Annotated in this window: 18 protein-coding genes and 1 pseudogene; 10 read left to right on the top strand and 9 right to left on the bottom strand. The window is 68.1% G+C overall.

Annotated features, from left to right (window positions below):
• Positions 1-7: 7 nt before the first annotated feature.
• Genes betT through IEY68_RS26020 form a run of 3 tightly spaced genes read left to right on the top strand, consistent with a single transcriptional unit; the run spans position 8 to position 5315 of the window.
• A complete protein-coding gene (gene betT, locus IEY68_RS26030) occupies positions 8-2221 on the top strand; it encodes a choline BCCT transporter BetT (RefSeq protein WP_058856375.1) in 2214 nt (737 codons plus the stop codon).
• Positions 2218-3723 (top strand): aldehyde dehydrogenase family protein, encoded by a 1506-nt coding sequence (locus tag IEY68_RS26025; RefSeq protein WP_058856376.1) that lies wholly within the window; start codon positions 2218-2220, stop codon positions 3721-3723. Before betT ends, IEY68_RS26025 begins: the two co-directional genes overlap by 4 nt.
• Before the next feature lie 47 nt (positions 3724-3770).
• The gene (locus IEY68_RS26020; protein ID WP_058856470.1) at positions 3771-5315 is read left to right on the top strand and encodes a GMC family oxidoreductase; all 1545 of its coding nucleotides are present in this window, start codon (positions 3771-3773) and stop codon (positions 5313-5315) included.
• 135 nt (positions 5316-5450) lie between these two features.
• Here the strand turns inward: IEY68_RS26020 and IEY68_RS26015 are convergent, their stop codons facing one another.
• From IEY68_RS26015 to IEY68_RS26005, 3 genes are all read right to left on the bottom strand, one after another.
• Positions 5451-6530 carry a saccharopine dehydrogenase family protein gene (locus tag IEY68_RS26015; RefSeq protein WP_058856471.1) on the bottom strand — a complete coding sequence of 360 codons (1080 nt, stop codon included), beginning with the start codon at positions 6528-6530 and terminating at the stop codon, positions 5451-5453.
• A 71-nt stretch (positions 6531-6601) separates the two neighbouring features.
• Positions 6602-7876, bottom strand: a complete 1275-nt coding sequence (locus IEY68_RS26010; protein WP_058856377.1) for a SpoIIE family protein phosphatase — start codon at positions 7874-7876, stop codon at positions 6602-6604.
• Positions 7873-8685, bottom strand: a complete 813-nt coding sequence (locus IEY68_RS26005; protein WP_229718994.1) for an alpha/beta fold hydrolase — start codon at positions 8683-8685, stop codon at positions 7873-7875. Before IEY68_RS26005 ends, IEY68_RS26010 begins: the two co-directional genes overlap by 4 nt.
• Before the next feature lie 208 nt (positions 8686-8893).
• On the opposite strand from IEY68_RS26005, the gene IEY68_RS26000 reads away from it, so the two are divergent.
• On the top strand, positions 8894-10819 hold the full coding sequence (locus tag IEY68_RS26000; protein WP_156426346.1) for a hypothetical protein: 1926 nt from the start codon (positions 8894-8896) through the stop codon (positions 10817-10819).
• Here IEY68_RS26000 and IEY68_RS25995 read toward each other — a convergent pair.
• Both IEY68_RS25995 and IEY68_RS25990 read right to left on the bottom strand, forming a co-directional pair.
• A complete protein-coding gene (locus tag IEY68_RS25995) occupies positions 10789-12168 on the bottom strand; it encodes an NtaA/DmoA family FMN-dependent monooxygenase (RefSeq protein WP_058856380.1) in 1380 nt (459 codons plus the stop codon). The genes IEY68_RS26000 and IEY68_RS25995 overlap by 31 nt on opposite strands.
• A gap of 11 nt (positions 12169-12179) precedes the next feature.
• A complete protein-coding gene (locus IEY68_RS25990) occupies positions 12180-13391 on the bottom strand; it encodes an LLM class flavin-dependent oxidoreductase (protein ID WP_058856381.1) in 1212 nt (403 codons plus the stop codon).
• 256 nt (positions 13392-13647) lie between these two features.
• Between IEY68_RS25990 and IEY68_RS25985 the strand changes: the two genes are divergently transcribed.
• Positions 13648-15951, top strand: a complete 2304-nt coding sequence (locus IEY68_RS25985) for a M28 family peptidase (RefSeq protein WP_063916411.1) — start codon at positions 13648-13650, stop codon at positions 15949-15951.
• 215 nt (positions 15952-16166) lie between these two features.
• Positions 16167-16856 (top strand): YoaK family protein, encoded by a 690-nt coding sequence (locus IEY68_RS25980; RefSeq protein ID WP_058856472.1) that lies wholly within the window; start codon positions 16167-16169, stop codon positions 16854-16856.
• A 45-nt stretch (positions 16857-16901) separates the two neighbouring features.
• Here IEY68_RS25980 and IEY68_RS25975 read toward each other — a convergent pair whose 3' ends face one another.
• The 3 genes and pseudogenes from IEY68_RS25975 to IEY68_RS25970 all read right to left on the bottom strand — a co-directional run bounded on the left by IEY68_RS25975 (position 16902) and on the right by IEY68_RS25970 (position 19642).
• Complete coding sequence (locus tag IEY68_RS25975) at positions 16902-17105, bottom strand: hypothetical protein (RefSeq protein ID WP_058856383.1); 204 nt, start codon at positions 17103-17105, stop codon at positions 16902-16904.
• 178 nt (positions 17106-17283) lie between these two features.
• Positions 17284-17661, bottom strand: a pseudogene (locus tag IEY68_RS37180) (hypothetical protein); the annotation flags it as partial.
• A complete protein-coding gene (locus tag IEY68_RS25970) occupies positions 17603-19642 on the bottom strand; it encodes an ATP-binding protein (protein ID WP_058856384.1) in 2040 nt (679 codons plus the stop codon). The pseudogene IEY68_RS37180 and the gene IEY68_RS25970, both read right to left, overlap by 59 nt.
• A gap of 464 nt (positions 19643-20106) precedes the next feature.
• Between IEY68_RS25970 and IEY68_RS25965 the strand changes: the two genes are divergently transcribed.
• Positions 20107-20574, top strand: coding sequence for a nitroreductase/quinone reductase family protein (locus tag IEY68_RS25965; protein WP_058856385.1), 468 nt, complete (start codon positions 20107-20109; stop codon positions 20572-20574).
• Between the two features lie 988 nt (positions 20575-21562).
• The gene (locus IEY68_RS25960; RefSeq protein WP_156426347.1) at positions 21563-21727 is read left to right on the top strand and encodes a hypothetical protein; all 165 of its coding nucleotides are present in this window, start codon (positions 21563-21565) and stop codon (positions 21725-21727) included.
• On the opposite strand, the gene IEY68_RS25955 is transcribed toward IEY68_RS25960, so the two are convergent.
• Entirely contained in the window at positions 21689-21964 is a 276-nt protein-coding gene (locus tag IEY68_RS25955; RefSeq protein ID WP_189094502.1) for a helix-turn-helix domain-containing protein, read from the bottom strand. The genes IEY68_RS25960 and IEY68_RS25955 overlap by 39 nt on opposite strands.
• A gap of 260 nt (positions 21965-22224) precedes the next feature.
• Here IEY68_RS25955 and IEY68_RS25950 point away from each other — a divergent pair, with 260 nt between their 5' ends.
• Together IEY68_RS25950 and IEY68_RS25945 are read left to right on the top strand one after the other, a co-directional pair.
• Positions 22225-23028 carry a peptidoglycan recognition protein family protein gene (locus tag IEY68_RS25950; RefSeq protein ID WP_058856387.1) on the top strand — a complete coding sequence of 268 codons (804 nt, stop codon included), beginning with the start codon at positions 22225-22227 and terminating at the stop codon, positions 23026-23028.
• 39 nt (positions 23029-23067) lie between these two features.
• Positions 23068-23424 (top strand): hypothetical protein, encoded by a 357-nt coding sequence (locus IEY68_RS25945; RefSeq protein ID WP_063000095.1) that lies wholly within the window; start codon positions 23068-23070, stop codon positions 23422-23424.
• Positions 23425-23492: the final 68 nt, after the last annotated feature.

The following is a 23492-nucleotide window of genomic DNA, read 5'->3' as shown; positions in this document are numbered from 1 at the left end:
TCGTCACATGGGCGGTCTCAGTGATCCTCCGGACAGGGACAACGCCGGCCCCGAGCCGGAACGGGCCGGTGTAGCGGGTACCGGGGCCGCCGACCCCCATGCGACGCCGGAAACCGCCACCCCGGCTCGGCCCGGGGCGGACCGCCGGTCGGTCAATACACCGGTCTTCCTCTCGGCCGCCGGGCTCGTGCTCGCCTTCGCTCTCTGGGCACTCGCCTCGCCCAGCAGTGCCGAGACCGTCGTCGGCGGGGTCAAAACCTTCATCGTCACCTGGTTCGGCTGGTGGTACTTCATCCTCGCGACGGGCATCGTCGGCCTCGTCGTGTTCCTCGGTGCCAGCAGATACGGCGCCTACCGGCTGGGTCCGGAAGAGTCCCGACCCGAGTACAGCCTCTTCACCTGGACATCGATGCTCTTCGCCGCAGGTATCGGCATCGACCTGATGTTCTTCTCGGTCGCCGAGCCCGTGTACGACTATCTCCACCCGCCGACCGGCGCCGCCGAGACCAACGAGGCGGCCCGCGCGGCGACGACCTGGACGATCTTCCACTACGGCATCAGCGGCTGGGCCATGTACGCGCTCATGGGCGGCGCGCTCGCCTACTTCGCGTTCCGGCAGAACCTGCCGCTGACCATCCGGGCGGCGCTCTACCCGATATTCGGCAGACGAGTGCACGGCCGTTGGGGCGACGCCATCGACGTCGCCGCGGTACTCGGCACCATCTTCGGGATCGCGACCTCACTCGGCATCGGCATCGTGCAGCTCAACTACGGCTTGCAGCAGATGTTCGGCATCCCCCAGGGCAAGGCAGTACAGATCGGGCTCATCGCGCTGTCGGTCGTCGTCGCGACGATTTCGGCGACATCGGGCGTGGACAAGGGGATCCGGCGGCTGTCGGAACTCAATGTCGTCCTCGCCATCGCCCTGCTCGTCTACATCCTGCTGGCGGGCCCGTCGGATTTCCTGCTCAATGCGCTCGTGCAGAACGCCGGCGACTATGTGTCGACCTTCCTCGACCGGACGCTGGATACCTTCGCCTGGGACCGCAATCCGGAGACACCCAACGAACCGACCACCTGGCTCGACGCCTGGACGCTGTTCTTCTGGGCGTGGTGGGTGGCGTGGGCGCCGTTCGTGGGCCTGTTCCTCGCGCGCATCTCGCGTGGTCGTACCTTGCGACAGTTCGTCTTCGGGGTGCTCGTGGTGCCGTTCAGCTTCATCCTGCTGTGGATCTCCATCTTCGGGAACAGCGCGCTGAACGTGGCCCGGCACGACCGGGAATTCGCCGAGACGACGGCCGCACGGGCCGAAGTAGGCTTCTATTCGCTGCTCGAACAGTATCCCGGCGCACCGCTGCTGCTCGGCGTCGCCACCCTGACCGGCCTGCTGTTCTACACGACGAGCGCCGACTCGGGTGCGCTGGTCATGGGCAATTTCACATCGAAACTGCCCGATCCGATGGCCGACTGCGCGCAGAGCACGCGCATCTTCTGGGCACTGGCGATCGGTCTGCTCACCCTGTCGATGCTGTTCGCGGGCGCGGAGGGCTCTATCACCACCCTGCAGAACGCCACGATCATCATGGGCCTGCCGTTCTCGTTCGTGCTCGCGCTCATCGGTATCGCGCTGCTGCGCGCGGTGCGCAACGAGTCCTATAAGCGCGACAGCTACCGCACGACGCTGCCCAAGGCGTTGGCGGCCGGTCGCGGACCGGCCGAACACGGCGGCTGGCGCCGCAGGCTGCTCGCCACAGTCCACTATCCCGGCCCGGCGGCGACGCGGAGGTTCGTCACCAACACCGTCGTACCGGCGATGCGGGAGGTCACCGGCGAATTCGGCACCATGGGTGTCACCGCGACGCTCGACGAATCCGGCCGCAGCGAAGGTCTTCCCGCACCACGGCTGCTCGTCGATCAAGCGAATGAGCCCCGGTTCGAATACCGGGTGTGCCCGATATCGGCCCCGACGCCGACCTACGCGGTACTCGCGCAACGTTCCGGCGACCGCTATTTCCGCTGCGAGGTGTATCTCGCGGAGGGGTCACAGGGATACTCGCTCAACAGCTACGGCCGCGAGCAGATCATCGGCGACATTCTCGATCAGTACGAAAGCCATCTCGGCTATCTCTACCTGCGACGCTCGGCGAGCGAACAGCACGAGCCGAAACCTGGCGGCACCGACGTCACCGACAGCGATCCCGAAGGGAAACCAACCACATGAGCGCGACTCTGTACATCGACGGCACCTGGCGGGCCGCGGCGTCCGGCACGGTGCGTGAGATCAGGTGTCCTGCGGACAATTCCGTCGTGGGTGTCGTCGCCGAAGCGGATGCCGCCGATACCGCGGCGGCCATCGCTGCCGCCCGCCGCGCCTTCGACGCGGGCCCCTGGCGGCAGACCTCGGCCTCGGAGCGGGGCGACCTACTGCTGAAGGTCGCCGGCGCGATCGACGCCCGGCGCGCGGAGTTCGTCCGGGCCGAAACCGGCGATACCGGAAAACGGCCGTACGAATCGGATATCGATATGTCCGATATCGCGAACTGCTTCAGATATTTCGGCAAGCTCGCGGCCGAGGATCCCGGCCGTATCGTCGACGCCGGCTCGCCTGATATCGACTCCCGGATCGTCTACGAACCGATCGGCGTATGCGGGCTCATCACCCCGTGGAACTACCCGCTGCTCCAGGCGGCGTGGAAGGTCGCGCCGGCGCTGGCCGCGGGCAATACGTTCGTCCTCAAACCGTCGGAGCTGACACCGCACACCTCGATTCTGCTGCTGTCGGTACTCCACGACCTCGGCGTGCCGCCCGGTGTGGCCAACCTCGTGCTCGGCGCCGGCGCCGTCGCCGGCGCACCGCTGTCGGCCCATCGCGATGTCGACCTCGTCTCCTTCACCGGCGGTCTCGCCACCGGCCGGGTCATCGCCCGCGAGGCGGCGGCGACCGTCAAGAAGGTGGCGCTCGAGCTCGGCGGCAAGAATCCGAATGTGATCTTCGCCGATGCCTGCGATACCGACGACAGGCTCGCCGCCGCCGTCGACAACGCTTTGAACGCGGCGTTCCTGCATTCCGGCCAGGTCTGCTCGGCCGGGGCCAGGCTGGTCATCGAGGAGTCGGCGCACGACCGGTTCGTCGATGAACTGGTGCGGCGGGCCGAACAGATCCGGATCGGGCTCCCCGACGCCGCGGGCACCGAGACCGGACCGCTCATCTCCGCCGCGCACCGCGATAAAGTGCACGCCTATGTCGAGCAGGCCCGTGCCGACGGCGCGATCATCCGGACCGGCGGAGCGTTCGCGACCGGCGACCGGGGCGCCGGGAATCTGGACGGCGGCTACTTCTACCTGCCGACCGTTATCGACGGCGCCACCCGCGAGATGGCCTGCGTTCACGACGAGGGGTTCGGGCCGACCGTCACCGTCGAGACGTTCCGCACCGAGGACGAGGCCGTCGTCATCGCCAATGACACCGACTACGGCCTCGCCGGTGCGGTGTGGTCGTCGGATACCGCGCGCGCCCGCCGCATCGCCGCCCGGCTGCGGCACGGCACCGTCTGGATCAACGACTTCGGACCGTACCTGCCGCAGGCCGAATGGGGCGGCTACGGCCGTTCCGGTATCGGCCGTGAGCTGGGGTCGTCCGGCCTGCACGAGTACCGCGAAACCAAGCATGTGTACGAGAACCTCCGGCCGGGTGTCACCGGATGGTTCGCCGACGCACGGTGACCACGGCGGGCCCGGTCGATTCCGCGATCCACTCGAAGGGAGCAGAAGTGAGCGAGTACGACTACGTGATCGTCGGCGGCGGGTCCGCCGGCGCGGTTGTCGCGGCGCGGTTGTCGCAGGATCCCTCGGTGACGGTCTGCCTGCTCGAGGCCGGGCCCACCGACGTCGGCAACGAAGCCGTGCTGCGGCTCGACCGGTGGATGGAGCTGCTCGAATCGGGCTACGACTGGGACTACCTCATCGAGCCGCAGGAGAACGGCAACTCGTTCATGCGCCACGCCCGCGCGAAAGTGCTCGGTGGATGTTCCTCCCACAACAGCTGCATCGCGTTCTGGGCTCCGCGTGAAGACCTCGACTCGTGGGAAAACGACCACGGCTGCGCGGGCTGGGGCGCGGACGCCGTCTATCGGCTGTATTCCCTGATCGAGACCAACGATGCCCCCGGCGACCATCACGGCCGCAGCGGGCCCGTCCACATCATGACCGTCGCGCCCGACGATCCGTGCGGGGTAGCGCTGCTCGACTCCTGCGAAGCCATCGGAATCCCCCGCGCCGAATTCAATGCGGGACGAACCGTCGTCAACGGTGCCAACTTCTTCCAGATCAACCGTCGCGCCGACGGCACCCGATCGTCTTCGTCGGTGAGCTATCTGCACCCGTACCTCGACCGGCCGAATCTCACCCTTCGGACCGGCTCGTGGGCGAAGCGGATCATCGTCTCCGGTGGGCGGGCGATCGGAGTCGATATCACCGACAATGCTTTCGGCCGCACCCGGATCTCGGCCGCCCGCGAGATCATCGTCTCCGCCGGCGCCATCGATTCGCCGAAGCTGCTCATGCTGTCGGGCATCGGACCCGCGGATCACCTGCGACAGCACGGCATCGACGTGCTCGTCGACTCCCCGGGCGTCGGCGCTCATCTGCAAGACCACCCGGAGGGCGTCATCGGTTTCGAGACGACTCGGCCGATGGTGCGCAGCTCCACTCAATGGTGGGAGGCCGGCATCTTCACGCCGACCGTGGACGGGCTGGACCGCCCGGACCTGATGATGCACTACGGCAGTGTGCCGTTCGATATGCACACGCTGCGGCAGGGGTACCCGACCGCGGAGGACACCTTCTGCCTTACGCCGAACGTCACCCACGCCCGCTCCCGCGGCACGGTCCGACTGCGTTCGCGCGACTTCCGCGACAAGCCCCGGGTCGACCCGCGTTACTTCACCGATCCCGAAGGTCACGATCTGCGTGTGATGATCGCGGGTATCCGAAAGGCTCGCGAAATAGCCTCGGCCGCACCGCTTTCCGGCTGGGTGGCCCGTGAGCTGTACCCGGGCTCCGATATACAGGCGGACACTCGATTGGCCGATTACATCCGCCGCACCCACAACACCGTCTACCACCCGGCCGGAACAGTGCGGATGGGCGCCGCCGACGACCCCATGAGCCCGCTGGACCCGGAGCTGCGGGTGAAGGGCGTCGACGGCCTGCGTGTGGCCGACGCCTCGGTGTTCCCCGAGCTCACCACCGTGAACCCGAACCTCACGGTGATGCTGGTCGGCGAGCGCTGCGCCGAATTGGTCGCCGCCCGGTAGTCGCCGGTGGGGTGCGGGCCTGCTCGGCTCCGCTCAGAGCGCCGCGTAGAGGTGGATCACGGTACATCCCTGGTACGAGAGGGAGGTGAGATCGGCCAGGGCCGGAAGGGTCCGCAGGCTCAGAACGTCCGCCGGTTACCGGGTCAGTCCGGCTTCGGCCGCGCCGGCGGACAGCAGGTCGAGGCCGAAGGCGTCGACCGGGCCCAGTGCCCCGGTACCGCGCAGGCCGCCGTCGAGCGCGGTCCGCGCACCCCAGGCGAGGATCGCCGCGGTGAAGCCGTAGGGGTCGCCGGCGGTGAGCGTCACCGACGCCAGGACGTTGCCGGTGTCGTCGGATGCTTCGGCGACCGCCCAGGTCCGGGTGCGGGCGCGTGCGGTGGGTGCCGGGCCGCCGGTCGATCCTTTGACGAGACGGGTCAGCGCCGCCTCGGCCAGTCGCTTCACCGGGGTCACCCGGGCGACCGCGCCGGCGAGCAACGAGGTGGCCTGTAGACCGTGTGCCGCCACCGCGGGCAGACCGAGGTAGACGTCGGCGTACCGCAGTTGCGGATAGGACCGGGTGAGGGTGAGATGTTCCGAACCCGGCACCGACGCTCCCGTGCGCTCCCGGCCCGCGACGTCGAAACCGCGGACCCGTGCGGCTGTCCGCTCGGGGACGACCCGGCCGTCGCGCAGGGCGAAACCGTTCTCGAACAGCATGCCCGCCATGGACGCGCGCGTGCCGCCGCTGATGCCGGGGGCGGCGATGAAGTAACCGATATCAGCGCGTACGGCTCCGGGCGCTTCGCGCAACGCGAGACCCGCGGCCAGGTTGCCCGGCACATAGTCGAACCCGAACGCGGTGAGCAGCCCGACGCCCGCTTTGCGTGCCTGCTCGTCGTGGTCGAAGACCGTGCGGATGAACGGGCCTTCTCCGGTGGAGTCGAAATAGTGTGCCCCCGCCGCGACGGCGGCTGCCAGCGCGGGGCCGCCGTATCGCAGGAAGGGACCCACCGTGGTGACCAGGACATCGCCGCGTCCCAGCAGCGCGCGTACCGAGTCCGGATCGGTCACATCGGCGACCGCGGTCTCCGCTCCACCGACGTCCGCGGCCAGCTTCTCCAGCGCGCCGGCGTTGCGCGCGGCCAGTACGGGTGCGGCATCGTGGGCGACCAGGGCCTCGGCGATCAAGCGGCCGGTGTAGCCGGTGGCCCCGAACACTACGATTTTCGGCATCGCTGGTATCTCCTTGACTGTTCGTCGGTCGAGCTGGATGTGATTGGAGTTCGTGGTGGCGGCCGGGTCGTTCACTCGGCACGGGCGCGGGACCGATCCCGCTCCGGCAGGTGCAGGGCCAGCAACGCGGTGTCGTCGGTGACACCGGTGCCGAGGGCGTCGAGCAGTCCGGAGACCGCTGTGACGGTGCCGGTGGCCGACTCCGGAGCCAGAACGCGGGCGAACTCCAGGAGTTCGGACTCCCCGTAGAACCCCTCGGCGGTGCGAGCTTCGGTGAGTCCGTCGGTGTACAGCAGCAGCGTGTCACCGGGTTCCAGGGTGAGGGTCACGGTCGCGACAGCGGCATCGGGAAACACGCCGACCAGTTGCCCCCCGGGAGTGTGCAGGTAATCGGCTGTGCCGTCGGCACGCAGCAGCAGGGCGGGCGGATGTCCACCGGAGGCCAGTGTGACAGTGGCGTGGGGCCCGCCGGCGCCTTCGGCGAGGGTCAACCGGCCGTAGAGCACGGTGCAGAAGCGTGGGTGCCCGGCGCGGTGATCGCGCACCATGGTGGTGTTGAGATGTCGCAGGACCGCGGTGGGGTCGGAGTCGTAGACGGCGGCGGCGCGCAGCGTGTACCGGACGAGGGAAGTGATCGTGGCCGCGAGAGCGCCCTTACCGCAGACGTCACCGAGAAAGAAACCCCAGGTTCCGGTCGAAATGGGGAACAGGTCGTAGAAATCGCCGCCGACCTCGTCGGGAGAGGCGGCGTGGTAGTGCGCGGCGACATCGGCTCCCGGAACCGGCTCGAGGGCCGCGGGCAGCAGCGTGCGCTGCAGGGTCGCGTTCAACCGTTGCACACGGTCGCGTTCCCGGTCGGCCTCGCGGCGGGCCCGCAACAGTTCGGTCTCGTAGGCGCGCCGTTCGCGGGCGTCGAACACAGTGGTGCGGATGAGCAGCGGTTCCCCGTCCGCGCCGGTCTTCACCGTGGAGGTCACGAGTACCGGCAGCCTCGAGCCGTCGCTCGCGCGGAGTTCGAGTGCGATCCCGCTGATATGGCCCTGCATCCGCAGCAGCGGCGCGAAATGCGTTTCGTGGTAGAGACGACCGCCGACGGTGAGCAGATCGCTGAAATAGCGCCGGCCGACCAGGTCCTCGCGCCGGTAACCGAGCCAGTTCAGCAAGGTCGTGTTGATCTTGGCGATCCGCCCGTCCAGCAGTGTGGACAGATAGCCGCAGGGGGCATTCTCGTACAGATCCTCGACGTCGTCCTCCAACAGGGCGGTGAACTCCGCGCGCTGCTCCGGATCATCCGGCTCGAGCTCGGAACGCTCCGGGTCCGGACCACCCGCGCGGCACCCCATCATGGTAGGTCGCGCACGAAGCCGGTGATCGCGGCGGCGGTCTCCTCGGGAGCCGCCAGCTGCGGGCAGTGGCCGGTCGCGGCAAGGGTCACCAGCCGGCTCCCGGGTATGCGGGAATGAACGAACTCGCCGACCTCGCGCGGGGCGATCGCATCGGTGGAGCACTGCGCCACCAGCGTCGGTACCTGCACCGCCGAGAGATCGTCGCGGTTGTCGGACAGAAAGGTCACCCGCGCGAAGACCCGCGCGATCTCCGGATCGTTGCGGCAGAACGTGGTCTCCAGCTCCTGCGCCAGCTCCGGCTGTTGCGGATTCCCCATGATCACCGGCGCCATAGCTCCCGACCACCCCAGGTAGTTCGCGTCCAGCGATTCGAGCAGTTCGTCGATATCGCCGGCACTGAAACCGCCTCGGTACCCGGTCGCCGGGTCGTCGGTGAAACGAGGACTCGGCGCCAGCAGCACCAGGCCTCGGAAGAGCTCCGGCTCCGCGTTGGCGGCCAGTACGGCCATCGACGCCGCCACCGAATGCCCGACCAGCACCACCGGACCCAGGCCGACCGTCCGGCACACCTGCCGGATGTCCTCGGCGTAGCCTTCCATCGTCGAATACCGGTCCGGCTCCCACGCCGAGAGGTCCGAGGCCCCCGAACCCACGTGATCGAACAGGACGACGCCGAACTGCTCCGCGAGCAGCGGCGTCACCAGACGCCAAAGCCCCTGATCGCAGCCGAACCCGTGCGCGAGTACCACGACGGGCGCTCCGGCGCGACCCGTTACCACCACACGATTCCTGTTCAGCACATCGACCACTGACCCATCCTCGCAGAAGTAGGACCGCCGCATTGTGCACGTCGTCGCCGCCGGCCCGGGATCTTCCCAGCCGGGAGAGCCGCGGTGGCTCGCGCGTCGACCCGCGACATTAGAAACTGTTTTCATGTCAGTGCGTGTCAAACCGTTGATGCGGGCCGAACCGGTACACGGTCCGGTCCGGCTGCTGTGACGATTTGCGGAGACATCTGTGAGCCAGAGCCCTGCGGTGGACGCGGCCGAATTACGCGCACTGGTATCGACACTGGAGAAGCTGATCGCCGAGGCCTCTCGGGTCACCGGCGAGTTGAAGGCCGCCATAGCCTCGGCCGAGCGGATCTCGGAGCGGAGCGTCACCGCTACGACTCCCGAGCGGATCGGGGCCCTCGCTCCCGGTGTACCGGTAGAGAATCGCGGTGCCGGCGGCGAACAGGCACCGACCGCTTCACCGGCCGTACGGACACCGGCCGCGACTCCATGGGCGCGGAAACGGGCGACCGCTTCCTTCTCCGGGCGGGCCGGCGCGCCCGAGGCCACCGCCACCCCCGCACCCCCACTTCCTCCCTCCGCGAAGGCAACCGGGCAGGCCGCCTTACCACCGTCTGCCCCGCTACCGTCTGCTGCGCCGCCGTCTGCCCCGCCGCCGTCTGCTGCGCAGTCCACGATGCCCGACACGGTGGCGCCCGCGGTCGCCGCGCGGACAGCTGAAACCGCGCGCCCCTCGGAGGCGCCGCGTCCCGCCGAATCGCTACCCGGTCCGTTCTCATACGGGATCGCCGGCGCGGCAGGTGAGGGGCAGGCCGCGCTGTGCCCGCCCGCCCCTTCGCTCGGACCGCCGCCGAAGATGGCCGCGGAGCCGCCCGGCCCGTCCCGTGAGAACCGGCGCCCCCCGAAGCTCGTCGATACCGGGGCTGCCCCGCCGCTCGCCGATACCGGGGGCGTACCGCCGATCGTCTCGGGTGGGAACGAGTCGAATGGATCCGCCGCATCGGGTCGCGGTGTCGCGTTGCCCGAATTCCTGTTCGATGCGATCGCCGGCATCGCACCCGTGGCGTCGTCGGCTCGGGACCGGCGCACGACCTCGGATAATGCGGACAGAGCTGCCCCGGCCGCTGTCGGGTCGTCCGGGGCGGCGGCGCGGGAGCCGGTCGAGCCGTATTCCGAGCCTCCGTCGACCCGGAGCGTTGTCGACGTACCGGGCAATCCGCCCGAGATGCCACGTATCGCCGCGCAGCGCGAGGAGATCCGGTCACCCGCGCGTGCGCCCTCGCCCGTCCCGCAGGCGGGCGAATCGCCGCCGGAACTGTCGCTGTTGATCGACGAAGAAGCGCGGCCGACCGCGGAGTCCATCGGGCAGCGGAGGTCGGCCCGCGCGGCGGGTGCCGACCCGGCGCAGCGCTCTTCGACATCCGTGCCGCTGAAACTGGTGGCTGATCCGCGTGTGCCCGAACCACCGGCGGCCGAGCCGGAACCCGCACCGGATTCCGAGGGGCTGACCGTGCTGCCGGGGGCACGGCGGGACAAGGATCCCGGCGTGACCCTGCTGGTGCGGGAGATGGCCCGCAAACACGGCCTGGAAGATCGCGGGTTCGAGACGGCCGGGGTCGATACCGATATCGTCCACGAGATCGCCGCCGCCCTGGACGACCTGTTCGGGAAATACACGATCCCGCTGTACGGCATCGAAGTCGCCGAACAACGCGAGGACACGATCCGCCGGGAACGTAAGGAGGCGACCGAATCGGGCCTGGGCGTCCTGCCGCAGGTGTGGATCACCTTGGAGCAGTCCGAATTGGCCGGGGCTCGCGAACCCGGTCCCGGGCAGACCAGAAGACGCTTCCGCCGATCCGGTGGCACCGACCGTCCGGTGTACACGGCGGTGATCCGCGCGTTCGCCGCCGCTCTCGACGAGGTGGGCGGCTACCGGGCCCGCCAGGAAGCCTGGCGGATCCTGATGGCCGGTTCCCTCAGCGGAGGCCCGAATATCGGGGGCGGCCTGCTGGACCCTCGCCGTGCGCTGATCGAGGGTTTCGCCGAGTTCGAGTTGCGGGGCAAACGCGCGGGTGAACAGGCGGTTACGCTGCACGGAGCGTTGCTGAAGATGGCTCAGGCCAGACCGGAGGAGACCTCGGCCTGATCCGCGCGCGAGTGCGCGCGACGCAGGCCCAGATTGTCGCGCAGGGTGGTACCGGTGTACTCGGTGCGCAGTACGCCGCGGTCCTGCAACAGCGGGACCACCTTGTCGACGAATTCGTCCAGTCCCCACGGCACGAGATGGGAGCCGAGGATGAAACCATCCGAACCGTTGTCCTGGACGAAGGTATCGATCTGTGCGGCGACCCGGGCCGGGGTTCCGACGAGCGGCCCGCGTTCGAATTGATCGATCACCACTTCGCGCAGCGTGAGTTTCTTCGCCTCGGCGACCTCGCGCAGACGCTGTGCGGTGGCGAAGCGATCCTGATGGAGAAACGCGCGGCCCTGGATGATCGGCGTGCCGTCGGGATCGGGGTCGATAGCCGGTACCGGTCCGTCCGGGTCGTAGCCGGACAGGTCACGGTTCCAGATCTGCTCGAGCAGGATCAGCGCGGTCTGGCCGGTGACCTGTTCGTCGCGGACGGTGTGGTACTTCTCCAGGGCCTCGTCCTCCGTCTCGCCGAGCACGAAACTCGCCGAGGGCAGGATCTTGATATCGTCGGCCGCACGGCCCGCCGCCACGGCTCGCGCCTTGATATCGCGGTAGAACTCCGCGGCTTCCGGCAGCTTGCCGTAGGGGGAGAAGATCGCATCGGCGTTCGCGGCCGCGAAATCACGGCCTTGCGGAGAGACACCGGCCTGCAGGATCACCGGTCTGCCCTGTGGACTGCGCGGGACGGTGAACCGACCCGAGATATCGAATTGTGCGCCGTGGAAAGCGAAGGCACCGGCCTCCGGGCGGGCGAGGTACCGGCCGGACTCCTTGTCCGCGACCAGATCATCGGCCGCCCACGAGTCCCACAGCGCGCGTACCGCGTTCAACGTCTCCTCGGCCCGCACGTAGCGGTCGGCGGGGTCGAGGAATCCGCCCCGCCGGAAGTTCTGGCCGGTGAACGCGTCGAAGGAGGTCACCACATTCCAGGCGGCACGCCCTCCGGAGAGGTGATCGAGACTGGCGAACTGGCGAGCCAGCTCGTAGGGCTCGTTGAAGGTCGTGTTGATCGTGCCCGCCAAACCGAGATGCTCGGTGACCGCGGCCAGCGAGGCCAGCACCGTCAACGTATCGGGGCGGCCGATGATGTCCTGATCGAAGATCTCGCCCGCGCGTTCGCGCAGCGCGAGTCCCTCGGCGAGGAAGAAGAAATCGAATTTGCCGCGCTCGGCGGTGCGCGCGGTGTGTTCGAAACTGCCGAAATCGATCTGGCTACCGGCTTCGGGATGCCACCACGCGGTGTGGTGATTGACGCCACCGAGGTAGGCGCCCAGGATGACCTGCTTACGGGGAGTGCTCATGATGACCTCGCTCAGGCGGTCGCGTAGCGGTTGGGGACGGTGGTGGGTAGACCGAGCAGCGCGCGCAGCGATCCGTCCGGGTAGCCCGTGCGGAAGACGCCGCGGTGCTGTAAAGCGGGAACGAGGCCTTCGGTGATGGCGGTCAGATCGTCGACCGCGACCCCGGGCCGTAAGCGGAAACCATCGATTCCCTGACCGCTCCAGTCGACGAGCAGTTCGGCGAGTTCGTCGGCACTTCCCGCGAAAACGGTCGCGTCGGAGGAGTGTTCGATCCCGGCCGTCTCGTTCAGACGTGCCAGACGCTGCGGTCCGGTCGCCGCGGCGGTGTCGAGGAAGACTTCGAGGTCCGCGTAGACCCGCAGCGGCTCGCCCGTGCGGCCCACCTTCGCCGCGGCCTCGGCGACCTGCCCGAGTACGGTCGCGGGACCGACTTCACCAGTGGGCGTGACGAATACCAGATCCGCGCTGCGAGCGGCGAATTCGTATATCAGCGGTGCGTGCGCGAGGGCGGTGACCACCGGCTGGCCCTGCGGTGGCCGCGGTGTGATCGACGGCCCGCGGACGCTGAAATAGCTGCCCTGGAAATCGATGTGGTGCAATTTGTCGCGGTCGATGAAACGCCGAGTGGCCACATCGCGGATCTCGGCGTCGTCCTCCCAGCTGTCCCACAGCCGCCGGACCACTTCCACAGCGTCCGCGGCCTCCTCGAACCGGTCGTGCACGAAGCCGGGGAAAGTGCCGGTGGCCCGGACTTCCGCCAGTTCGGCGGCGGTGAGCTCGCGTAACGGGCGGCGTCCGAAATGCGCGGCTTCTTCCGCGGTGCCCGATACCCTGACCTGCCAGCCCGCCCGGCCACGTGAGGTGTGATCCAGCGTCGCAATCGATTTCGAGACATGGAACGGTTCGGTGTGGGTCGTGGTCACGGTCGGTACGAGACCGATGTGCCGGGTGACCGGCGCGAGTCGTGCGGCGATCAGATGGGCGTCGATCCTGGCCCGAACGCGGTCGAGGGCACCGTCGGCCGGTGCCCGGCGGTCTCCGGGGACCGCGAGACTGTCGTCGATGGTCAGGAAGTCGAGCAGACCGCGCTGGGCCGTCGCGGCCAAGTCGGTCCAGTATCCGGGGCCGAAGAGTTCGGCCGGCCGGGAATTCGGCTCCCGCCATGCGGCCGGATGCCGGCCCGCACCGTCGAGCGCCACGCCGAGATGTAATTTCGGTGCCATCGTCTCCCGTTTCCTGTGCGTACGCGAGTGGTGTACAGGTCAACGCGGAGTTCGTGCGGCGCGGCGCCGGGCCGGGGGAGCGTCCGGCCCGACCCGATTCCGCAGCGATCGGCGTGGTCCGGGCTCGCACGCCCATAATTGGTGGCCGGGCGCTTACCGCGCGCGGTATCGGTGGCCGGTGGCCCGGGTCCGCCGGAACTGTCAACGATTGGGATCAGTTCGAGCCCGGCGAAATACGGGCGCATAGTGTCGCATCGTGATCGCGAGACTGATCGAGTCCCCACACCGGGTGGTCGCGGGGCTGATAGCCCTGTTCGTGCTGATGGCCGCGGCAGCGGTCACAGTGGTCGCCGAAGGACGCGGCCCGCAGCCGGTCCCGGCCTCGGTGGCCGACCGGTTCAGCGCCGAACGTGCCATGACCCACCTGAACCGGTTCGCGACCGAGCCGCGTCCGCTGGGTAGTCCGGCGAGCGACCGGGCCCGGGAATACATCACCGGTCGGCTGGAGTCGGCCGGTTTCTCGGTGCGAACCCAGCGCGGAGTCGGTGCCCGGGCGTCGGAAGGAGTCGCGACGTTCGGCCGGATCGACAATGTGATCGCCACACTGCCCGGCCGCGACTCCACGGGGACGGTCCTGCTGGTCGCCCACTACGATTCCGCCGCTACGGGTCCGGGCGCCTCCGACGACGGGGCCGCGGTGGCGGCCATGCTGGAGGTCGGCGCGATGATCGCCGGGCAGGGCGGTCTGCGCAACGATCTCGTATTGCTGTTCACCGACGGAGAAGAAGACGGCCTGCTCGGCGCCGACGCCTTCACTCGGTATCACCCACCGGCGGGCGGGGTAGTGCTCAACTGGGAGGCGCGCGGTGTCAGCGGGCCGTCGCTGATGTTCGAGACCTCGGTGGACAACGCCGCGCTGGTCTCGCTGTTCGCCGACGCCGTACCCCATCCCAGAGGTGACTCGTCGCTCGTCGAGGTGTATCGGGCGATGCCGAACTCCACTGATTTCACGGCGCTGGCAGAAGCCGGCTTCACCGGACTCAACTTCGCCTACATCGAGAACCCGTCCTATTACCACACGGCCGGGGACACCATCGCCAATCTGGATCCGGACAGCTTGCAACATCATGGCGAGAATATGCTCCACCTCGCCCGTGCACTGGGCGACAGCGATCTGGCCGAGACGAGATCCGACCACGACGCCACCTATTTCCGGCTCGCCGGCGTCATGATCACCTATTCGAACGCGCTGGTCCTGCCTATCTCACTACTGGCCGTATCGATGGTTGTCGCGGTCGCGATCGTGGTGCGCCGCCGGGGGGCGGCGGGGTTCCGGCAGATACTGCCGGCCGCGGTCGCGGTGGCGGTGCCGTTGGGCGCGTCGGCACTGCTCGGGCAGGCGCTGTGGCGGGCGCTGGTGTGGCTGCGTCCCGCCTACGAGCAGATGGGCGGATTATTGCATCGTCCCCTGGCCTACCAGTGCGCTCTCGTCGCGCTGGCCGCGGTATCGGTGCTGGGTTGGTACCCGCTGGTGCGGGGCCGACTGGGGGCGGTAGCGCCGGCGGTCGGCGCGTGGGTGTGGCCGGCGGTCCTGGGGGTGGTGTGCGCGGTAGTGGCGCCCGGTATGTCGTTCCTGTTCGCGTTGCCGGCGTTGTGCGCGGCGCTGGGCGCGCTGGTGGCGCTGCTGCCGGTGCGGTGGAGCCTGTGGCCGGTGACCGTGTTCACGGTGGCATCCCTGCCAGCCGCCGCGTTGCTGGCACCGCTGGTCGGCAACTTGGCCGACGGGGTGGGGCTGGCTTCCGGCGGGGCCGCGGCGGCGGGTGCGGCGTTGTTCGGGTTGATGGTGCTGCCATTGATCGAGTTGGTGCTGCCCGCGATCACCGCGCGCCGCCGGGTCGCCGTCGCGGTGCCGGTGACGGCGGTGGTCGCGACGATATCGTTGATCGGTGCGGGCACGGTCGTGGATACCTTCGACGCCCAGCACCCCGGGCGTGCCCACCTCGCCTACGTGCTGAACGCCGATACCGGCGAAGCGAGCTGGGTGAGCAGTGACCCCGAGCCGGCAGACTGGTCCCGCGAATTCCTGCGGAACACCGACGATTCACGTCTCTCGCCCGGGTACGCCCGTGGCACGCGGTGGACCGGTCCGGCCGAGCCGATGGCGCTACCGGGTCCGACCATCGAGGCGCGCCATCGCGACGGTGACACCGTCACGATGCGTGTGCGATCCCCGCGCGCGGCGACCTCCCTGGTACTGCGCATCGACCACCGTATCGACCGGGTGGTAGCCGCTGTCCCGGGCGCGGCGCCGGTCGAACTCGCCGTCACCGGCGTGCGGGCCGATACCTGGCCGGGGGAGATCAGGTTCCGCGATCTACCGGCCGGGGGTATCGACATCACGGTGCGCACACCCGGCGCCGACCGGATCCGGGTGACCGCCATCGATGAAACCCACGACCTCGCTGCCGCTCCCGGCTTCCGGCCCCGTCCCGACGACACGGTGGCCTCGATCCGGGACGACGGCGAACTGATCGCAGTGACGAGCACGTTCGAACTCTGACCGGGGACGGATCGCTTCGTTGTGCACCGGACACCCGACCCGCTCCCCACCGGGACTGCGACACAGCGAATCGGCCGTGGTCGGCCGGGTGCCCGGCGAGGGAGCGTTACGGTGGCACCTGTTGACCTCCCGAGTGCTCGTCCGCAACTCGCCGGCCCATCGGCCGGAGTGTGTATATCACGCTTGGAAGGATCCGGCCTGTGCCGAAACCGGATATGTCTCGCAGGACGGCAGTGTTCGATGCCGACGCGAGGTTGTCGTGGGTGCTCGCGGGACTTGCCGGACTCATCGGCGCTGCGGCGTTCACCCACACCGCGGGGTATTTCGTCACGTTCATGACGGGCAACACCGAGCGCGCGGTCCTCGGATACTTCCACGATGAGTCCGATATGGCGGCGGCTGCCCTGGGATTGATCGCCGCGTTCGTGGCCGGGGTCGTGGTCGCCTCCTGGTGCCGCCGCCGCTACTGGGCCAGGCATCCACACGGGCCGACGCTGCTGACCACTGTGTGTCTGGCGGTCGCGGCAGGCACGGATCTGCTCCTGTACGGGGCGAACCCGAACGATATCGATTTCGTTCCCATCCTTTTCGTCGCGTTCGGCGTCGGAGCCCTCAACACCTCGTTCCTCGCGAACGACGAAGTGTCGGTACCGCTGAGCTATGTGACCGGCACCCTGGTCAAGCTGGGGCAGGGGATCGAACGTCATGCCAGCGGCGGTGATTTCGCGGACTGGCTCGGATACTTCCTCCTCTACGCGAGTTTCGTGCTCGGGGCGCTGGCCGGTGGACTGCTGAGTCTGCTCGTCGCGGGCTGGGCCATGCTGATCGCGGCCACCGTGGTCTGCCTGATCGTCACCGGCTACACCTATCTACATCTGGATCGGCACGGACCGCTCGCGGAGTGACCGGCAGATCCGGTCGGCGCGCGCTTCGGGGAAGCCCCAAATGAATCACCGGGAACCGATCGGATCGAGCGCGCGCCGAACCGCTTCGGGCGCGTGGACCCGCGCCGATTCGAAGGCGGCCCGCCGGTGATCCCTGCTCAGGAAATTCCAGCCCAGCCCACGCATATCGTCGCGCCCCGGCGTGATCGCGACGACGGTCCGGCCACATGCGCGGACCTCGTCGATCTCGCGTCGGAGCACCGCCGACATCGGATTCCGCAGTAGTTGCTGCTCGGCGAGGCCACCGACGCCGGGCGCCGTCGGCGGAGGCCATAGGGGCGATCACGTAGATCTCCTCGGCCTCGTCGGCGCCGATCAGATCGACCGATGCCGTGGACGCGGCGCCGCCGTCCACGTAGTACCGCCCGCTGATCAGCACCGGGGGCATCCAGCCCGGTACCACCCACGACGCGCGCAGCACCGCACCCGCGTGCGCCGGTGGAGCGCCGGGCGCGCCGAATACGATGCGTTCGCCGCGGCGCGGGTCGTAGGCGACCAGCCGCGCCCCGGGGTGCGGAAGCAGACCGTCGGGGCCGGCGACGGATTCGGCCAGCCGCTGGAGCCAGGTCGCGTCCGCGCGGCCGCGAGGCGCGATCTCGGTGAGGCGGCGGTATCCGCCACGGTGGCGCAGCAGGCCGGCCGGGGTCAGTGGAACGGGCAGGGGGGTCGGCGCAGCGCCCCCGAGGCGACGCTGCTCGCTCCCTGGTTCATCCGGCGGTGGCGCCTGGGGCCGAGATGTCCCCGGCTTCACCGAGGCGCATGGCATCCACACGATCGAGGAAATCGCGATGCGCGCGCAGGGTGGAGTCGAGGAGTTCACGCCAGGTACGCCGATCGATCCGGATATCGTTGCGCAGCGACGACAGCGAGGCAGGACGCAGCCGGTCGATATGGTCCACTATGAAGGTGAGTCTGCGGCGCGGGAACTGTTCGCCGATGCGCGGGTTCTCGTCGAGAAACGTTTCGAGCATGTACAGGTAGTTCACGGCGCGGCTGTACTCCTCGTCGGTGAGGCGGTAGTCCATCCGCTTGATCTCCACGATCCACAACTCACCCGAATCGTGCAGCAGCACGAAATCGGGTTCGCGTTTCTCGCTGCCGATAGCGGTGGTGACCAGAGACGCTCCGGTCTGCTGGAGATACCAGCGTTCGAAGGCGGCACGTACACGTTTGAGTGATTCGTTCATACCCAGCGGGGTCCACTCCGGTGCGAGCAGCCACGGTGCACGTTCGATCAACTCCTGGAACGGCCGTTCCAAGGAACGCCGGTCGTCGATGAGGTTCTGCAGCCGGTTCACCACAGCCACCCGCTCCGACGCGATCTGGCCGAGCGAGTACACCTCCGCGACACGCGCCGTCTCGAACAGCGCGACAACGATGTCGAGCCGGTTGCCGGTATCCTCGGCGACCTCCTTCAGTGTTTCCAGCAGACTGCGCTGTGGCCCGAGCGATAGTGCCAGCCGCACCAGGCTGTCGATATGGTTCTGATCTTCCAGCGCGGCACGGTCTTTGTTGTCCACCAGGATCCGCGCGGCGTCGATCACCGATTTGCGAAACACCCGATCCTGCGGTGCGATCGTCTGCAGCGTCGAGTGGATACCCGAGCGGGCGACGAATTCCTCCCAGACGCGGCGCTTCACCGAGTTCTCACCGAGCCGCCCGAGTTCACGGATCAGATTTCGTCCCCATACCGAGAAGGCCTCGCCGCGTTCGGAATTCCAGATGATGTCCTGGCGATCCGAACGCACCAGATCCTCTTCCTCGTCCAGCCACTCCACGTGAACCGCACCGACGAGGTACGAACGCAATTTGAACTCCCCGGTGAATCCGGCGACGATTCCGAAATCGCGGGTCTGGGCCACCAGTTTGCCGCGAGCATAGATCCGGACCCCGGCCATGGCGTCGTCACGGTAAGGGTGTTTCGCGTAGGCGACCCAGCCCGCGACCGGCAGGAACCGCTCGCCGACCTCGACCGGCCGGTCGGCGACGTCGATCCGTGTTTCCTCCATGACATCGATGGCCAGATCACGGAGCAGGAAATTCCTCGGCTGGTCCGCGGCGGCGATACTGTTGTGGACCTCCACCTGCCAGTCGCTGCGCTCCAGCCCGAAGCGCGCGGCCATTTGACGACTGAGTTCGCCACCGGAGGCGACTCGCTTGCGCAGGAAATCGCTGAGTACGACAGTGGTCCCGCGACGGGTGTCGAACGTGCCGTCGAGCGGGCCGGGCCGGGGATGGTAGTCGCGCTCGGTATCGGAGAGCATCTCGTCGAGGTTCATCACGATATTCGCGACAGGCCAGCCGCCGGGTCCCTGTTCGGATTCGGTACCGCCCACCGAGATCACCTCGATCGTGCGGCAGATCCCGAACGCGGCGAGTTTCCCGATGCCCTTGCGGCCCATCACCGGTCGTTCCAGGCCCCGGGACAGATCGCTACCGTTGCGGTGCCGCCGGTCGGAGCCGACTCGCAGATAGTGGTCGTTCATCTCGTCCGCGGTCATACCGTGGCCGTTGTCCCGCACGATGATTCGGTACGGATCGTGCTCGGCCGCCCGCACCGTACCCGCAAGCGTGACGCCCCACGGCAACGAGACCTCGACCCGCGTCGCATCCGCGTCATAGGAATTGGCGATCAGTTCCGCGAGTACCGCCGAAACCCGATCGTACAACCGTATACCGAGTTTGTCGATGGTCAGGCGGCTGATCCTCATGGTGTATTTGGGCCGGTCGGTATATCGATCGTCCATATGAGCTCCGATCGCCCTGGGCGTTTCGTTTCGCGGCCCGCTACTGTCCAGAGTCCTTGCCGGGGTTGACCACCGGCCGAATAGCAAACGACGAATGCATAACGGCACGAAAATCCGACGGTATTCGACGAAGCGTGAGGGGAATCCACCGGGAAGTGCCGAGAAATTCGGCGGTGAACACCATTCCGGGCCGCGCCGGGTGATTCATCCAGTAGTGCTCCTCCGTTCGGCTGCGTGGGTCTACGCCACCGATTACCGGGGGGTTCGTCCAAAGGGCGAATGACGGTCGGTCCTGTCCTGACCGGTCTGCGTCGCTGCCCGCCTCGACCCGGATGCCGGTTATCGCCGGTGGGGCGGTGCCGGGCCGGGCTGAGTCTTTACCCTGCCGGCGCCGTCGGGTTAGTCTGAGCCCACGGTGCTGCCGGGCTGTCGCCGGCCGGGCCCCGGCCCGAGAGCGAGAGAATATGTCCGGTCGGTCGAAGAAGCCCTTCGTTCCCCCGCGCTGGTTCGTCGAGTCCTTCTGGGCGGGCCACCGCCTTTTCTATCGCACCACCAAACGGGGACTGGTGCGCCCCGAGTACCACGGCCGCATGGGAATGTTGCGCTTGCGGACGCGTGGGCGGCGGACGGGACGGGAGCGCGCGGTCATTCTCGGCTATTTCCGGGACGGCGGCAATTACGTGACCCTGGCTATGAACGGCTGGGCCGATCCATCGCCCGCTTGGTGGCTGAACCTGCAGGCATCCCCGTCTGTCGAGGCCGATACCGTCGACGGTGTGGTCCGGCTGCGCGGCCGGGAAGCCACCGGTGGCGAACGCGAGCGCCTGTGGGCGGAGTTTCCGTTCTACAAGGGCTGGGGTGGTGCTGATTTCGAACGGAATACGGCCCTGCGCTCGCATGACACGCCGGTGGTCGTGCTGGAGCCGGGGTAGCGCCGAACACGATCGCTCGTGTGATCCGCTCGTCCGGCGAATTCTCCACCCGGATACGGACAATGCTTTCGGGGCCGCGCGACCCGGTGCATACGAAACGCGCGGGTGGGCGCCGAAGCCGCTCACCCGGGACGGCGAAACACGCGGGCGGCCGCATGGGCAGTCCACTTCGCGCCCGGAGGCATCCTGTTGAGCGCGCGGCACCCGGCCGGATGCGATGGGAGTACTCCGGCTCACCCGGGCAGCCCTGAACTCGCGGCGCAGTGGTCGAGACTCCGGATGCGCTGGTGGTAACGCGGCCTTTGCCGCCGCCGCATTCACTGCGCCGGTCGGCAGGGTGGCCGCACTTGTTCTCCCGGCCCTCCGGCCCGTCCCGGGCGCCCGGCGTTCTCGATCATTGCGCCCGCGGCCGGGGACCGGCGTGCCCTCCGTGCCCGGCCGGAGGTGCATCCGACTGTCGTTGCGCGACCGGCTGTTCGGCGGGCCGGCTCACCGCGCGTCGGATGGTTGCTGCGGATCCGGCCGGGGGCACACGCCGGTTGCCGACCCCGTACCCGTGATCCGATCTCGGATGGTGACAACCCGTGTGACCAGGCCGGTTCGTGGGTATCGCGGCTTCCCGAACATGAAACGCGTTGGCCTTCGGATCCTTCGGGACCTAGGCGCGGAGCGCGAAAATAATTACACTCGGCATCGGGCTCCGGCTACGAGCCCGAGGCAGGGGTCGGGTAGCTGGAAGGTGTCGGTATGAATATCGAGATTGTTCCGAGAGTGCGGGGTTCACGCGATCGGGTCGGCCACGGATACAGCGGACGAGGGAAGTGTGCCGCGTCGACTCCCCACTTCCGCAGACGTTTCCGCTGATCCGGCACGGCGAATTCGCCCAGCTGCACCATGTCGGCCCGCGCGGGTCGAGTTGGAACTGTCGGGCTCCGCGGGGATGCGGGAACACCTCGCGAGCGTGGATCGGGCAGAACTGGAAACGCCCATGGGCAACGAAGCTCCGGACCGCCCCACCGTGACGATGGCGGATTACCTGGACGATGATCGCACCACGCGGACCGTATCGGCGTTCGTCGTCGAGGCGCGTCGGCGCGGTATCGACCCGTCCCCGTTACTGGATGCCGATTTCTTTCTCCGCGGCGCCGACTAGTTCACTCGGCCGGATACCGAACGCCCGGCAGATCTTGTACATCTGCGCCATCGTCATCGCCCGCTCTCCGCGCTCGAGCCGGAGGATGGTCTTTTTGTTGTAGCCGGTCTTCTCGGCCAGGACTTCCTGGCTCCAGCCGCGCCGCGCCCGCATGGCGCGCACTTCCGCGCCCAACGCCGCGTCCAGTCGTGCCTCCTCGGTGGTCGCTTCCTCCGACTCCGCGGGCGTCGCATTCATGTCGACCATTCTGGGATCGGGCAGGTTCTGAATCAAGTGCCCGATAGTTTCGCGTCGGCTTGGTCGCTACCGGCCGTGCACTGACTAAACGGGGTCCTTTAGAGACCAAAAGAGGTTGTAAAGGGACCAAATTAGGACTACGGTGGGGTAGAGCGGATGACTATCACCGCAGTTCACGCCCCAAAGCTCCGGCTGTGTGATTCCGGCGCGCGGGCCATAGTCCGGGGCGTCGGCGATCGGTACGGGGACAGGAGGACCCGATGGGCTGGAACGGAGATCCGGTATGGCTGGCCGATGTGCTGCGCGGCGCCGGTCTGGCGGTGATCGAACACGAAGGCTGGCGCGAACGCGGGCACGGCGATTTTCTCGATATTCGTGGAGTGCTGTGTCATCACACGGCCGGGGGCGGTCCGAACGACTGGCGTGTCGTCCAGGACGGCCGCGCCGGACTGCCGGGTCCGCTGGCGCAACTGGTGCTGGAAAAAGACGGCACCTACCGGGTGATCGCCGTCGGTGTCTGCTGGCACGCCGGGCGCGGTAGCTGGCCCGGCTGGCCGACCGACAACGCGAACTATCACACCATCGGTATCGAAGCCGTATCGCGTGGCACGCCGCCGTGGGATTGGACTCCCGCCCAGCTCGATGCCTACAAGCGAGGGTGCGCCGCGCTGCTGCGGCGTATCGGTCGCGGCGCGGGCGATTGCGTCGCGCACCGCGAATACTCCAGTGAAGGAAAGATCGACCCGGCGGGGATAGATATGAACGCCTTCCGCCGGGACGTCCAGGCACTTCTAGACGGAAGAGGTGGCGATATGGCGTTCTTGGAAGAAAAGATCACCAATTATCACGGTGAGCAGGTCACGGTCGGGACGCTGCTGCATTATCTGGACAAACATGTCGGGCTGGCCTTGGACCAGCTCTCCGGCGCCGGAACCGCCCGCGGGGCGGATTTCCCCGGCTGGGATTTCCTGGGCGACCGTACGACCGCCGAAGCGCTCGGTGTGATCGGCGCGGCGCTGAAGATCCCCGGATTCCGTGACCCCGCTACCGACGAGCGCGCCTGAGGAAGGGTGCGACGAGCCTGCCGCAGTAGGGAGGACAGCATGATCGGCGAAGTGGCATCTGTCCTCGGTGGCCTGGTCACCGGCATCGGTGGGGTTTTCGTGGCGGGGATCTTCAACAGACGCAAACGCCGTGCCGATGCTGTGGCGGTACTGACCCGGGCGGCCGCCCAGATGGTCGAACCGCTGTCGCGGCAGCTCGCCGCGATGACGGCCGAATTGGAAGCGCATCGTCGGTTGGTCGCCGATGCGGAACGGCGCTGCCGGCTCGCCGCGCCCCAGCACGCCAGCTGGGACATCGTGGTCCGGTCTTCGCTGCTGGATCTGGGGGTCGATGTGCCGCCCCCGCCGCCGCTCGAACCGGGGGAGATTCGAATGACCGGCTCGGCACCGGGGTGATGCTCCGAGGCCACGCCCGGGGGCAACGCCCCGGAACTCCTTGTCCCGAAAATTGATCGGCTATTGCT

This window comes from Nocardia jinanensis (assembly GCF_014645735.1).
Classification (GTDB): Bacteria; Actinomycetota; Actinomycetes; order Mycobacteriales; family Mycobacteriaceae; genus Nocardia; species Nocardia jinanensis.
This window is presented reverse-complemented; position numbering and strand designations above follow the sequence as displayed.

Bases quoted from the DNA above. Each gene is read 5' to 3' on its own strand.
- betT (WP_058856375.1), top strand. From the start codon at position 8: ATGGGCGGTCTCAGTGATCCTCCGGACAGGGACAACGCCGGCCCCGAG.
- IEY68_RS26025 (WP_058856376.1), top strand. From the start codon at position 2,218: ATGAGCGCGACTCTGTACATCGACGGCACCTGGCGGGCCGCGGCGTCC.
- IEY68_RS26015 (WP_058856471.1), bottom strand. From the start codon at position 6,530: ATGCCGAAAATCGTAGTGTTCGGGGCCACCGGCTACACCGGCCGCTTG.
- IEY68_RS26010 (WP_058856377.1), bottom strand. From the start codon at position 7,876: ATGATGGGGTGCCGCGCGGGTGGTCCGGACCCGGAGCGTTCCGAGCTC.
- IEY68_RS25995 (WP_058856380.1), bottom strand. From the start codon at position 12,168: ATGAGCACTCCCCGTAAGCAGGTCATCCTGGGCGCCTACCTCGGTGGC.
- IEY68_RS25990 (WP_058856381.1), bottom strand. From the start codon at position 13,391: ATGGCACCGAAATTACATCTCGGCGTGGCGCTCGACGGTGCGGGCCGG.
- IEY68_RS25980 (WP_058856472.1), top strand. From the start codon at position 16,167: ATGTCTCGCAGGACGGCAGTGTTCGATGCCGACGCGAGGTTGTCGTGG.
- IEY68_RS25975 (WP_058856383.1), bottom strand. From the start codon at position 17,105: ATGTCGGCGGTGCTCCGACGCGAGATCGACGAGGTCCGCGCATGTGGC.
- IEY68_RS25970 (WP_058856384.1), bottom strand. From the start codon at position 19,642: ATGGACGATCGATATACCGACCGGCCCAAATACACCATGAGGATCAGC.
- IEY68_RS25965 (WP_058856385.1), top strand. From the start codon at position 20,107: ATGTCCGGTCGGTCGAAGAAGCCCTTCGTTCCCCCGCGCTGGTTCGTC.
- IEY68_RS25960 (WP_156426347.1), top strand. From the start codon at position 21,563: ATGGGCAACGAAGCTCCGGACCGCCCCACCGTGACGATGGCGGATTAC.
- IEY68_RS25955 (WP_189094502.1), bottom strand. From the start codon at position 21,964: ATGAATGCGACGCCCGCGGAGTCGGAGGAAGCGACCACCGAGGAGGCA.
- IEY68_RS25950 (WP_058856387.1), top strand. From the start codon at position 22,225: ATGGGCTGGAACGGAGATCCGGTATGGCTGGCCGATGTGCTGCGCGGC.
- IEY68_RS25945 (WP_063000095.1), top strand. From the start codon at position 23,068: ATGATCGGCGAAGTGGCATCTGTCCTCGGTGGCCTGGTCACCGGCATC.